Origin of the sequence: Pedobacter sp. HMWF019, assembly GCF_003061025.1 — a bacterium.
In the GTDB taxonomy this organism is placed as follows: domain Bacteria; phylum Bacteroidota; class Bacteroidia; order Sphingobacteriales; family Sphingobacteriaceae; genus Pedobacter.
The window spans coordinates 1487-14977 of the sequence record NZ_QAIL01000046.1 but is presented as its reverse complement, the minus strand read 5'-3'; the positions used below and the strand labels follow the sequence as shown (position 1 = coordinate 14977).

The 13491-nt window shown below is 39.1% G+C and carries 12 protein-coding genes and 1 tRNA gene; 10 read left to right on the top strand and 3 right to left on the bottom strand.

Annotated elements, in window-relative coordinates:
- The first annotated feature begins 365 nt into the window (after positions 1–365).
- Together DBR11_RS03475 and DBR11_RS03470 are read left to right on the top strand one after the other, a co-directional pair.
- Positions 366–438, top strand: a tRNA-Lys gene (locus DBR11_RS03475).
- Between the two features lie 506 nt (positions 439–944).
- The gene (locus DBR11_RS03470; protein WP_108550227.1) at positions 945–2567 is read left to right on the top strand and encodes a serine hydrolase; all 1623 of its coding nucleotides are present in this window, start codon (positions 945–947) and stop codon (positions 2565–2567) included.
- A 36-nt stretch (positions 2568–2603) separates the two neighbouring features.
- Here DBR11_RS03470 and DBR11_RS03465 read toward each other — a convergent pair whose 3' ends face one another.
- Positions 2604–3041, bottom strand: coding sequence for a hypothetical protein (locus DBR11_RS03465; protein ID WP_108550226.1), 438 nt, complete (start codon positions 3039–3041; stop codon positions 2604–2606).
- Positions 3042–3203: 162 nt separating this feature from the next.
- Between DBR11_RS03465 and DBR11_RS03460 the strand changes: the two genes are divergently transcribed.
- From DBR11_RS03460 to DBR11_RS03445, 3 genes are all read left to right on the top strand, one after another.
- Complete coding sequence (locus DBR11_RS03460) at positions 3204–4661, top strand: rhomboid family intramembrane serine protease (protein WP_108550225.1); 1458 nt, start codon at positions 3204–3206, stop codon at positions 4659–4661.
- Positions 4662–4759: 98 nt separating this feature from the next.
- A complete protein-coding gene (locus tag DBR11_RS03455; RefSeq protein ID WP_108550224.1) occupies positions 4760–5746 on the top strand; it encodes an amidohydrolase family protein in 987 nt (328 codons plus the stop codon).
- Positions 5747–6480: 734 nt separating this feature from the next.
- Positions 6481–7386 carry an NAD(P)H-binding protein gene (locus tag DBR11_RS03445; RefSeq protein WP_108550222.1) on the top strand — a complete coding sequence of 302 codons (906 nt, stop codon included), beginning with the start codon at positions 6481–6483 and terminating at the stop codon, positions 7384–7386.
- Between the two features lie 4 nt (positions 7387–7390).
- Here the strand turns inward: DBR11_RS03445 and DBR11_RS03440 are convergent, their stop codons facing one another.
- A complete protein-coding gene (locus DBR11_RS03440; RefSeq protein ID WP_108550221.1) occupies positions 7391–7648 on the bottom strand; it encodes a hypothetical protein in 258 nt (85 codons plus the stop codon).
- A gap of 143 nt (positions 7649–7791) precedes the next feature.
- Between DBR11_RS03440 and DBR11_RS03435 the strand changes: the two genes are divergently transcribed.
- The 5 genes from DBR11_RS03435 to DBR11_RS30510 all read left to right on the top strand — a co-directional run bounded on the left by DBR11_RS03435 (position 7792) and on the right by DBR11_RS30510 (position 13081).
- Positions 7792–9111: a paraquat-inducible protein A gene (locus DBR11_RS03435; protein WP_233260629.1), complete on the top strand. Its 1320-nt coding sequence runs from the start codon at positions 7792–7794 to the stop codon at positions 9109–9111.
- Positions 9098–10399, top strand: coding sequence for a paraquat-inducible protein A (locus tag DBR11_RS03430; RefSeq protein WP_108550220.1), 1302 nt, complete (start codon positions 9098–9100; stop codon positions 10397–10399). The genes DBR11_RS03435 and DBR11_RS03430 overlap by 14 nt, the downstream gene beginning before the upstream one ends.
- Positions 10400–10633: 234 nt before the next feature.
- Positions 10634–10990, top strand: a complete 357-nt coding sequence (locus DBR11_RS03425) for a cupin domain-containing protein (RefSeq protein ID WP_108550219.1) — start codon at positions 10634–10636, stop codon at positions 10988–10990.
- A gap of 189 nt (positions 10991–11179) precedes the next feature.
- Positions 11180–12280 carry a pentapeptide repeat-containing protein gene (locus DBR11_RS03420; RefSeq protein WP_108550218.1) on the top strand — a complete coding sequence of 367 codons (1101 nt, stop codon included), beginning with the start codon at positions 11180–11182 and terminating at the stop codon, positions 12278–12280.
- Between the two features lie 15 nt (positions 12281–12295).
- Positions 12296–13081 carry an ATP-binding cassette domain-containing protein gene (locus DBR11_RS30510; protein WP_108550217.1) on the top strand — a complete coding sequence of 262 codons (786 nt, stop codon included), beginning with the start codon at positions 12296–12298 and terminating at the stop codon, positions 13079–13081.
- 26 nt (positions 13082–13107) lie between these two features.
- Here the strand turns inward: DBR11_RS30510 and DBR11_RS03410 are convergent.
- Positions 13108–13491: AraC family transcriptional regulator (locus tag DBR11_RS03410; RefSeq protein WP_199233745.1), on the bottom strand; the 384-nt coding region annotated here is incomplete at its 5' end.

Below are 13491 nucleotides of genomic sequence, written 5' to 3'. Positions count from 1 at the left end.
TTTTTATCCTGAGCATCGGCACGGCTTAAAGTAAAGATCAGGACAACAATTGCTATGCTGCCCGAGAAATATTTTCCCATAATGCAAAATGGTTCTATCGGCTTTATAATTTGAAATGATATACGCAATTAATGTTCCATTTATTCAACGAAACAACAGATTGTTCAGTATAAGATTGCATTTTTATAGTATCACAAAATTCCAAACTGGCTTTTTGTGGCAAAAAAATAATATTAACTAAAAAAAACTGAACTAATATTCAGCTATTTGTCTCTCTTTAGCATTGTTTGACTCTTTTTTCATTGGATTAATTAGGCAAGTTAAATCAAAAATTATATCTTTGCACTCCTTCAAATAACGAAGAAGATTCCGTAGCTCAGCTGGTAGAGCATTACACTTTTAATGTAGTGGTCCTGGGTTCGAATCCCAGCGGGATCACGAAAAGCCTCAACCAAAGTTGGGGCTTTTATGTTGTAAAGCTACTCCAAAAATGTATATTACCCATCAAGCGTAGCTGTTGGGAATACTAGATAATAACTGTCTTTTTGAAGCCGTATTCGGCTTGTCTTCTTATATTAATTGTAATACTTAATTGAAAAATTACAACTTTAACTCAAAAAACGCAGACACATTTTTGCCAACACCAGTAGCTTGTTGTTTCTAATAACGAAAGACTTTGGTGAAATTTCTGAAAGAGATCTATAAAATTAAAACTTATGGAGAGTTGTACTACGAATAAAAGTTGTAGACTTTTGTGAAATATTTCACAAAAATATTGAATCTTTACTCTATAATTGAATATTCGGGAGACCTTAGCCATGCCATTCCGTGATCAGGAAAGGTATCATTTATTAGTACCTTTATGGTCAACCAGTTTCAGAATCTACTGGTCAAGCTCCCCGGATTTCCACTAGTTACAAGTCGGTTAATTTGATGAGAATTGTATGAAAAAATTAGTACTATTTTTTATTATATTTATTTATCAAACGTCCGTTGCCCAGATACAGCAGGACACAATAGTTTTAATTGAAAAAATATTTGAGCGGTACAAGGTAAATAATCCGGGTTGTCAACTTGCTATAAGCCAAAATAATCGGATTGTCTTTTCTAAAGCTTGGGGTATTGCCGATTTAGAGCATAAGGTACCTTTAACGACAGAATCAATTATTGAAGCCGGTTCTGTCTCTAAGCAATTTACAGCTGCTTCTATCCTATTACTGCAACAGGCAGGTATGCTCTCCCTAAATGATGATATACGAAAATACATTCCGGAATTCCCTGACTTTGGAACCGTGATTACTCTGCAGCACCTAATGCATCATACCAGTGGTATCAAAGACTGGGGCAGTATTATGGCATTTTCAGACTGGCCAAGAGGAACCAGGCTATACAGTAACAATGACGTTCTAACTATCCTCGTTCACCAACAAAGCTTAAATAATAAACCGGGAGATGAATATTTATATAGCAATTCAAATTACGTTCTTCTTTCCATCATCGTTGAGCGCATAACTGGTAGAAGTCTGGAAGAGTTTACGCATTCTTTTATTTTTGAACCCGCTGGGATGAAGCATACCCAGTGGCGATCGAACTTAAATAGGGTTGTGCTTGATCGTGCCATTGCATATGGAAAAAGTAATGGCACCTATTTCACTGATATGCCGTTCGAAAATGTATATGGTAACGGAGGGCTGCTAACCACGGCCGAGGATCTGTTACGTTGGAATAACTATTTTTTGGGTGGTAAATTGGGGAATCCTTCACTACTTTCCAATCAGCTTGGTGTAATAGCGCTTAACAACGGAAGAAAAAATTCTTATGCTGCTGGATTAAGAATTGACTATCTTCGCGGATGGAAAGTCATTATGCACGATGGCGCTACTGCTGCCTATCGTTCTACATTAGAATATTATCCTGATTTAAAATTATCAATTGCCTGGCTCTCCAACACATCCGAATTTGACGAAGGAAAAGAGGGGCTGACGGAGTTACGTAAAATTTTGCTGAGAGACAAGTCCTCCATAAATGAGAATGCAAAATTTGATACAGTCCATGTTGCATCTAAAATATTGATTAGGTATACCGGTTGGTACAAAGATCTATTAACAAATACTGGGATCGGTTTAATTGTCAAAAAGGATAAACTCATGACCACCAAGGGTAAGATATTAGTACCTATCTCGGAAAATGAATTTATCTTGGGGTCATCCCAAATAAAGTTTAAATCAGACCAGAAGAGACCAATTTATATAGAAGACGAAAAGGGAGTAATTTATGAGAATGTGGCAGCGGCAGATAGCAGTCCATCTATTTTGAAAGACTATATCGGCGAATATTATTCTGACGAAGTTGACGCAAAGTTATCAATAGCTATAGTCAATGATAAACTGACTATTTACCGTAAAAATAATACCAAGTACACCTTAAATGCTACTTATAAGGACGGTTTTGATATTGAAAATTCTTCTATTCGGGTTTTATTCGAACGAGATAACAGGCATAAAATAAAGTTGTTAAAGTTTACATCTGCGAGGGTAAGAAACATCCTTTTCAACAAACACAATTAATCTCTTAAGCATGAGCGGCTTAAAAGTTCCGATCAATTATTCTGGCTCATCATAAATCGCATACAACCGATCTGCAATAAAAATCACCGAATGCACAGGAGCATTTAGTAAGGAATAATAGAAACACAATTCCACCCTATCATTAGGCCCGACCCTAATAAAAGCCAAATCCCTTATGTAATCGTTGTGCTGCTCAAGTGTCTGAATATCATCATCATTTTGCTTCAGATATTCCATAAACACCTCAAACATTCGTTTTTTCAAAACAAACAAACGACTGCCTATATGATTCAGGAAGTACACATAGGTATCAGCATAAGCCAGCAACAGTTCTTCACTCGGGATCATGCCATCAGGCCCGTTCTGAAGAGCAATTTCTACTTTACCCGCTCCAAAAAACGGATGAGCGAAAGTAATTCCGGCCGTACAACCAGAAGCATCACACTTAATATTTCCCCAGAATGGATGTTCCATCAGTAATTGAACTCTATATAATCTCCTAAACCAATGTAAAAAACACTCATTAAACAATCCATCTACTGTGTTGTTTCTGTATAATGACAATAGTTCATGGTTAACTTTAAACGCGAATATAAGAATGGCTCTTCTTAACAAGCACAATACCATTCAAATCCTATGGAAAAATCCGAACAGAATTTGCCGATAAACGGTCTTACCAACAAAGAATTTCTTGTCACCGCTTTTGAAGCCATCAAATATCTTGGTTGGCGCATCAGGTTTATTTCTGATGCAGGTGTAATAGCCTATACCCAAAATAGCGAGTATTCATGGAATGGAGAGATCACTGTCAAACTGGGACAGGACTCTGCAAATGTTCAGTGTACCTCCATTTCTGCTGTGATTACGGACTTTGGACAGAGTGAACGTGCCGTTTCCCAATATATAGCTGCCTTTGAAAAAATGAAGTCAGCATTTACCGATGAGGAAATCCGCCAAAAATATAAAGTTTACAAAAAGGATTTTGTGCCACCCTATGAAGATACTTTAAAGCCCGACATCAGGCCAAAGTATAACTTTTCTGGTGGATTCCTTTCTTTTTTTAAACCGAGGGAGGGATATTACATAACGCCCATTTTAATAAACCTGAACATTTTGATTTTTCTGGTCATGGTATGTACAGGCGTATCGGTATTCGAACCAAATGGTCAAAGTATGGTTGGTTGGGGTGCTAATGCAACGGTTGCCACGCTTAATGGGCAATGGTGGCGGCTTATAAGCAATTGCTTTATCCATTTTGGCATTATTCACCTGCTGATGAATATGTATGCGCTTTTCTTCGTGGGGTTATTACTGGAGCCTTTTCTAGGTAAAGCAAAATTCCTCGTTGCCTACTTGCTTACGGGCATTATTGCCAGTCTGGCAAGCCTATGGTGGCATGATAATACGGTGAGTGCGGGCGCATCGGGTGCTATTTTTGGACTTTATGGTGTCTTTCTTGCTTTGTTAAGCACAAACCATGTTGAGCGTTCCATGCGTAATGGATTGCTAGCCAACATTGGTATTTTTGTAATTTATAATTTAGTGTATGGTAGTTTTAAAGGTGGAATAGATAATGCAGCACACCTGGGTGGACTGCTTAGTGGCGTATTAATTGGCTATTCACTTATGCCCTCCTTGCAAAAACCAGATAGTGTCAGAATTAAAAGACTTACACTGATTTCAGTGCCGGTTATTGCGATCATTTTTTCTGTTATAACTTATAACGTTTTGTCGAAAAGTGATCGGCTTACATACCAAAAACGGATAGTGGAGTTCTACGATATGGAAAACACGGCATTAGGCGTTCTCAAAGAATCAAATGATAAATCCGAGCAAGTACTCCGATCGGGACTGCGGAAAGGTATCGGTTACTGGAAGCGCAGCATTAATTTGATCACAGAATTAGATCATCTTACCCTTTCTGAAAAATTGCACACACGTAATAAGAAACTTATTCGTTATTGCCAGCTCAGACTGCAAAGCTACCAGTTAATAGATCAAAATATAAACCTGGATAGCGGTACTGACATCCCGCAAATTCAGCAGATTAATAAACAAATAAAATCTACAATCGATGAATTATCATCACAATAGATAAACCATGAATAATCCTATGATTGCCATCCATGTTGTATTGCAGCTTAAATGGTGAGTGCGTTACTTTGTAGGACATTTTACTTAATAAATCGAACATGAGAGTAGTTACATTGGAAGAACATATTTCCTTTCCGGAAATGGCCGGAAAAATACCTAAAAGCGCTTTGGGTGGATTTGGTCAATCAGAAAGGATGCAACAGCTTATAGACAAACTGGCCGATATAACGGGTGATCGTTTAAATTCGATGGATGCCAACGGCATTTCCATGCAGGTACTATCTGTAGATAGCTCAGGCGCCAACCTTTTGAGCCCGGAGGATGGTCCGGCCTTTGCCACAATGTACAATGATTTGATAGCTGAAAGGATCTCAAACCAAGCGACCCGCTTTACGGCTTTTGCTCATTTGCCGATGACAGCCCCCGTGGCCGCTGCAGATGAGTTGGAACGGGCAGTCAAAGAATACAATTTTCGCGGGGCAATGATCCGGGGGCTCACAAATGATAAGTTTTTAGATCAACCTGAATTTGCACCTATATTTGAACGGGCCGAAAAATTGGACGTACCCATTTACCTTCATCCAGGCTTACCGCCAAAGGGAGTAGCTGATATTTATTATAGCGGACTACCTAATCATTCAGGTATGGCCGAGGCCCTAGCCTGTTATGGCTGGGGATGGCATTCCGAAACCGCTTTACACGTTTTACGCCTTTTGTATTCAGGAATTTTTGACAAATACCCCAAGCTAAATCTGATCATTGGGCACATGGGAGAAATGCTGCCAATGATGATGGCGAGGTCAGAGAGAGCTTTCAAACCCGGTAATGGAGGTGCCAATCAGCGTTCGCTTTCCGACACTTTCCATCGGCAGGTTCATATTACTACCAGCGGTTTTTTTACACAGCCGCCCTTAAAAATTGCTTTAGATACCTTTGGAATTGATAACATTATGTTTTCTGTTGATTATCCTTTCAGTACAAATGAGATGGGTATGGAATTTTTGAACAGAATTGAACTTTCTGATGAACAAATAGGAAAGATTGCCCATGGAAATGCAGACAAACTATTGAATTTGCAGATATAACGCATAGATTAGAACCCAGAGAAATCAAGAAATTGGCTTTGCACCTACAAAAGCATTAATAATGGCATCTGTTTTAAATGAAATAATGCCAATGAATAGAGGGTGTAAAACCATTGCTGATACATCAAAAGCAGGCTTTTCAATGTCTTGTAAGCTTCTAAACAAAAGCTAAAGATGTTTTGTTACGATAAATAGTCCCGTTTATAAGTCAGTAATAAATTTATTTGGAGAACCTTTCTGGCCCTGGATAAATAACTTTTAATTGTCCCCTCTGTTAATGAGGTAATTTGAATAATTCCAATATAACTTAATTCTTCATTATGGTTAACCATTTTAAATATGATCTGTGTAACTAAGCCTTCGGTATTTTTTATGATTGTACCAAAAGCAAACCTGTGTTGATTAGACCGCCGAGTGATTATATAGTTGCAGGAAAGTACAAATAAATTATTGGTGGTCTTTTTAAATGGCAATGAACATTATTAATTATATCATCTAAAAAGCTTGGAGCATCGCATCCCCCCCTCAAAAGCCTCACAGAAATGTAGATATCTTTAACTTATTTACTAATTCAGCATAAGCTGTGTTGTAAGTGTGGTCCGGGTAATATCAGGCATCGTCGTTTTAAATGTTCCATAAATGGATAATTCCAGATTTTGGCTACAACATAGCGACTTTTGGCTACATCCGTCTTGTGCATTATTCTGAATTTTGAATCAACAAAAAACACTATCATGAACATCATACTTACAGGCTCACTTGGAAACATTGGCAAGCCACTCACAGAAACATTGGTAAGCAACGGCCATACGGTCACTGTTATCAGTAGCAATACTAAACGTCAGAAAGATATTGAACAACTTGGTGCGAAAGCAGCCATTGGCAAGTTACAGGATGTAGATTTCTTAACGGAAACCTTCAAAGGTGCAGACATCGTTTACCTTATGGAAACAATGGAAGCTGTTGGTGACATGTTCGACAAAGCAGTTGACTTTATTGGCGATATTACTAAAATAGGCGAAAATTACAAAGAGGCTGTACAACGATCTGGCGTAAAGAAGATTATACACCTCAGTAGCATCGGCGCCCATACAAATAAAGGGACTGGCATCATCCGTTTCCACCACAATGTTGAGACCACTCTTAAACAACTGCCCGCTGACGTATCTATTAAGTTCATCCGTCCGGTCAGCTTCTACATCAACCTATTTTCTTTTATTCATGTTATCAAATCCAAAGGGTTGATTATTTCCAATTACGGTGGTGACGACAAAGAGCCTTGGGTTTCGCCAAAAGATATTGCCGCTGTCATTGCCGAAGAGGTAGACAGACAATTTGAGGGCAAAATAATAAGGTATGTCGCAAGCGACGAGGCTTCCCCCAATGAAATTGCTGAAGCTCTCGGAGAAGCCATTGGTAAACCGGACTTGAAATGGACAGTGATTCCAAGCCAACAGCTTTTGGAGAACTGGCTAAGCATTGGTTTTAATGAGCAGGTAGCTAAGGGTTTTGTCGAACTACAGGAAAGCCAGGGTAACGGTACACTTTACCAAGATTACAATCAGCACAAACCTTCATTAGGCCAGATAAAACTGAAAGACTTCGCAAAAGACTTTGCCGCAGCTTATGATAACATCTGATTATCTAGCTATTTTTAGAAACTAAACTAGCGAATAATTTCCAGAGGAGCATCGGCAGCGGACCGATAAAGATAGATCGGAAAGACCGCGACCCGCTCCTCTGTTTCACCAATAATAACCGATTTCCCATAAATTCATTATCTGTTCTGATTAAAGCAACGATCACTCCATCTCCAAAGAAAGCCATTTTATATTTTTCAATAGGATACATCTTGATAATCTGACTTGTCTCTTCCAATGCCGGCCAGGCAGCATCACTCATAGAAGATTTGAAATCCTTAATCGCCTTTTTGAAAAACAGGTGCCCATATGTGGTTAACTTAAGTTGCGAGCGGCAATTACTATACCAAGATGCTAAAACAATTTCCTATCTGTCATTGTTCATCAGGCTCATTACTATTGCCTATGCATGAAACCCATATTTCCAGCAAGAAACCAATTGTTTTAAAACTACTGCTGATTTTCGGACTCGCAATTTTATTGTGCACTGAAGGTTATTTTGGTTACCATTTACACCAGCTTTCTGAGCGGCAGGAAGAAATAAAAAAAGATTATTCCAACGTGAATAGTATTAGTTCGGGATTGTTCTCTGTAGACCAGTGGAGAGACAAGGTCTCCGGAATTGTAGGTCACCAGATCCGTGATTTTACCCTTAGTCCGAAACAAAAGAAAGATCTTCAGAAAGAAGTTGAACAGATCATCATTGCACTTATTGACAAAGCTGAAGCACTAATAAATAAACCAAAAAAAACGATAGATGGAAAGATCAAGAAGTTTATAGTCAAAAATTTTGTAAACACAGATGACTTCCGGGAAAAGGCTCCTTCCTTAGCAAAAGACATTATTGCCAAAGTTTATAATCCCAAAAATAAAAAACAGTTGAGCAATATGGCAATGTCCAAGTTTGATGCCCTGGAACGTGCCGAATACCTGGATAGCACTGTAGCCGCGACAAAGGCTGAAACTGATAAAATTTACAAGAAATATCAGGCAACTTCCAAGGAGGAATTAAACAATAAACTGATTTCCTCACTGTCACAGATCAGGACGTTAACCTACAATTATTCATTTGCCATGTTGGGTTGCATCGCTATCGTTTTATCGTTATGGTGGGTATTAAGAAAGCGGGTTGATCTCCATGCTACCCTTTTCATCATGTCGTTGATGTTTGCGTTCATTCTTCTTTTTATAGGTTTAACGGCCTCTATGATAGAAGTGGATGCACGAATTAAAACGCTGGATTTTATGGTGTTGGGCGAGCATGTGATTTTTGAGAATCAGGTATTGTTCTTTCAAAGCAAGAGTATTCTTGACGTGGTAAAAGTGTTAATCGGACAGCCAGGAATAGATGCGGTGTTGGTTGGGATTTTGATACTGGTTTTCAGCATACTCTTCCCTGTCATGAAGCTTAGCGCTACCGGTATACACCTGCTGAGCAAAAGGAAAATTGCCAGGAACAGAATCATCAGATATTTTGCCTTTCAATCCGGTAAATGGAGTATGGCTGATGTCATTGTTATTGCAATATTGATGGTCTATATTGGCTTAAACGGATTGTTAGATAGCCAATTGAAGAGCTTGAATATAAAAAGTGATGACTTAAATGTCATAACGACCAACAATACTGCACTTCAGCCCGGATATATCATATTCATCAGCTTTGTACTTTACGGGCTTATTCTGTCAACCATACTAAAATTCATTTCTCCACATGAAAGCCACTAGAAAAACAATCATGCCCAACATTTTGCTCACTGTAGGCCTGAGCCTGTTGCTTTGCGGGGAAGCCTGGTTTGGTTATCGTATATCTACACTTTCTAGCCAGCAACAGGAAATAAAAACAGACTATAGTGTTTCCAACAATATCACCTTTGGAATATTGTCTGTAGACCAGTGGCGGGAGAAAATGGCAGCCGTGGTAGATGAAAAAGTCAATCAGTTTAACATGACGGCCTGGCAGAAAAAAGAGTTGCAGAAAAAAGTAGCAAAACAATTGAACACCCTTGTTGATAAAGCCGTCGCTGAGGTTAACAAGCCGCAGAAAAGCATTGGCGGAAAACTAAAAAAGCTTGCTTTCAACGCAGTCGTGGATCCTGAAGAAATCAAGGCTGAAGTGCCCAATTTTGCGGCGACCATAGTTGACAAAATCAATAAACCTGCAAGTAAAAAAAGACTCAAGGGTATTATCAACACCAAAATTGATCAACTGAAGAAGGAAACTTTCGATAATACTGAGCCAGCCAGTGTTACCGTAAAAAGGCATATCTATAAAAAATATCATGTCGACAATACAGCAGCCTTTGAGAAAAAGATAAATTTACAGCTCAGTAACATTCGAAAGCTAATGTATATATACACCTTTGGAATGATTGGCTGTGTTCTGCTGGCTCTATGTTTATGGTTGTTGCTTAAAAAACAGGTACGCCTTCATACTGCCCTATATATCCTTTCTCTCTTATTTGCTTTTGTCCTCTTATTAGTAGGTGTTACCTCTACAATCATAGAAGTTGATGCGCGAATTCAGTCACTAAATTTCACCCTGCTCGACGAAAAATTAGCCTTTAACAACCAGGTATTATTTTTTCAGAGTAAAAGTATAACAGGTATCATTAAGTCATTAGTTGGACAGCCAAAACCCGACGCGGTTCTTGTGGGAGTACTTATTCTGCTCTTTGTGATTATCCTTCCTGTGCTCCGCATGATGGGTAAAGGTATCCTTATATGGGGAAGGGAGAAATATGCTGAAAATAAACTGGTCAGGTTTTTAGCCTTGGATCTTGGCAAATGGGATATGGCAAATGTCATGGTTGTCGGTATTGGGATGACCTATATCGGCCTAAATGGAATTTTGCAAAGTCAGCTCTCAGATTTAAATATCAAGGAGGAACTACTCTCTACGGTAACACAGAATAATTCCTCCTTGCAACCAGGTTATTATATTTTTATAGCCTACGTGGCCTATGTATCAGTATTGTCTCTGATTTTAAAACGTATAAAACCGATAGAAGTCTAACTGCCTTTTGCAGTTTACCTACTGTACAAAGGTAGATTTCCAAAGAAAAAGGAAAAACACATCCGCTATTTTTAACAGCAAACGGGTAATCATTTAACGCCTAAAGTAACCGGCACTAATCTTGGCTGCCACTTAAAGCTATACGTTTCTGTGTTTCTTTGATTTCGGTAATCCATCCGAATAAATGAATTCCATGTGGCGTTAATCTTCCGTTTTTACACCTAACTTTAATTTATGAAAAATAGTCAAAAAGAACAGCCTCTGGTTTTGCAAGTCCAGGATCTAATTGAACTGAGTACAGGTTATCAGACGGGAATTACAAATTTCCCTCTTGCGATGGTAAATGATCATATCGTCAGGATCAGCATAATGACCGAGGATTATCACTGGCATTTCCATCCTAATTCTGATGAAACTTTCCTGGTCATTGAAGGTACAATTTATGTTGATCTCGAAGAAAAAACAATTGAACTCTCTAAAGGACAAATGTTTACCATACCCCGAAATATAAAGCACCGAACACGTCCAAAAAACAAAAGATCTGTAAACATAACTTTTGAAAGCCAGAACTTGGAAACTGTTCTGTTGTGAGATCATTTGATGAACGCTCTGAATCAATAGCGCTTTGTCTTTTACCCCCCTCCCCAATAACCAATACTACTTATGGTTGCCAACAACAACTAAAAGTAGCGCAAATACAACTATAAGTTTCTCTATTTCTTTGATTTAGGCGCTCCATCCAAATACCTTTGTCCTATCAAAACAAATAAAAAGAAACCTATGTTAAACACTAAAATGATTGGCAATAAAATTGCCGAAGCTCGAAAAAAAACAAATATATCTCAGGCGCAGCTTTCTGAACGTCTATACATAAGCCCCCAGGCAGTTGGTAAATGGGAACGCGGAGAATCCATGCCAGACATAACTACTTTTAACCGTCTTGCTGAAATTCTGGGCGTTGACCTTAACTATTTTTCAGAACACATTCAAACGCAAGCTACTGAGCCGACCTCCCCAGACCCTTTGATTAAACAATCCGATGAACTGTTGTTCAAAAAGCCGGAGAAAAGACCGAGCTGGGATATGTCACTTGGAAACTGGGTAGACGCAGACTTTTCCGGATTGAAAAATCTGCACGAAAAATTCAGTTCTTCCAACATGCAACGCTGCAAGTTTATTGGCTCAAATCTGTCAGGTCTTCTTCTAAGAACAAATAATGTCGATAGCTGTGACTTCTCAAATTCAGATATTAGCCGCAGCCAAATTCAGACTTCCAACTTAGCTAATAATATATTCAGGAACTGCTTACTAAAAGAAACTGGATTTTCAAAAAGCCATATCAAAGATTGCGATTTCTCCGGTTCCAATTTAACAGGAGCAGATTTCAAAAAAAGCAACTACGTTGAAAGCTGCGATTTTTCAGAGTCTGACATCACCCATTGCCACATTCAAGGTTCCAGCTTAGCCAACAGTATATTTAAGAACTGTTCACTAAAAGAAACTGAAGTTTCAGGAAGCCATGTTAATGGTTGCGATTTCACGGATGCTGATTTTACAGGAGTAGGGTTTAAATCTGGAGCTTTTGTGAATAATACAATTGCAAATGCGGTATGGAACCGCAGCTCTTTTATAGGAATGCAAATTGACGATGTCCATTTCGAGGGGACATTGGAGGACTGTTATTTTGAAAACTGCACCTTTAAAAGGGTAACATTTCAGAATTCAAGGCTGGTTAATACTTTTTTTAAGAACAATTCACTTTTTAAAAGCAGGGGTTTTAAAGGTCTTCAGTTTACAGACTGCCAGGCAGACCGGATTACTTACGAATTCCTTAAAAGTGGGAAAGCAGATGTAATTGGCATCAAATTATTAGCATCATAAAAGGGGGAATAGACCATGTCTCAAAATGAAATTGCCATTTCGGTGCAAGGATTGAGAAAATCCTATAAAAACGTCCCTGTACTAACAGGAGTAGATTTTGAAGTAAAAATGGGCAGCATTTTTGCTCTACTTGGCCCTAACGGCACAGGCAAGACAACGATTGTCAAAATCCTGACCACACTGCGGCACCTTAAAAACCCACGTCAGGTGACAGACGAACTGTTGAAACGTTTTGGCCTGACCGATGCGGCCAATCGCCGGGTCTCCACCTACTCAGGAGGTATGCGCCGCAGACTCGACATCGCCATGAGCCTTGTAGCAATGCCTATTGCACGTTCAGCTGCATTGTGGGGGCATGTGCTTAACTCTCTGATATCAAATACAATTTCTGTTGCCGTAATTGTTCTTGTAGCGCTTCTTATGGGCTTCCGTTCGTCCGCAGGAATACTGTCATGGTTTGCCGTGGCCGGTATACTCCTGTTGTTTACATTGGCTCTTACCTGGATTGCAGCCATTGCCGGATTGTCGGCAAAATCAGTAGATGGCGCAATTGCAATTGCCTATCCGATTCATTTCCTGCTATTAATCAGCTCGGCCTTTGTACCAACCAAGTCTATGGCCTCGGGTGTTCGCGCCTTTGCCAAAAATCAACCAGTGACCTCAATTGTTGAAGTTATACGTTCTCTACTTTCAAATCAGCCAGTGGGTAACCAAATATGGGTGGCTTTGGCGTGGTGCAGTGGAATTACACTTGTAGCTTATATTTTTGCCATGAGAGTCTATAAAAAAAGGACATCATAGGTTGTTTTTATACCCATGGATATATGCTAACTAAATGATTGCCTAAACGCTAATGGCGAGAGATTTGTCTTTGATTTAAACAGTTTACTAAATGATTGAGAATGTTCAAACCCTAGTTCATAAGCTATCTCACTTACAGACAAGGATGTGGTCGCTAGTTTTTCCTTGGCCTTTTCTATCAGTTTTTCATGAATGTGCTGTTGTGTATTTAGCCCGGTTGTTACCTTCAATAAGGTACTTAAATAATCAGGGGAAAGGTTCAACTGCATCGCGATGTGCTGAACCGTTGGCAATCCTTTCCAATTGGCATCACCATTGAAATGCTCATGAAGTAAAGCTTCCAGCCGGTCAAGAACCTGATGATTGGCAATTTTCCGGGTAATAAACTGGCGGTTATAAAACCGGTCCGC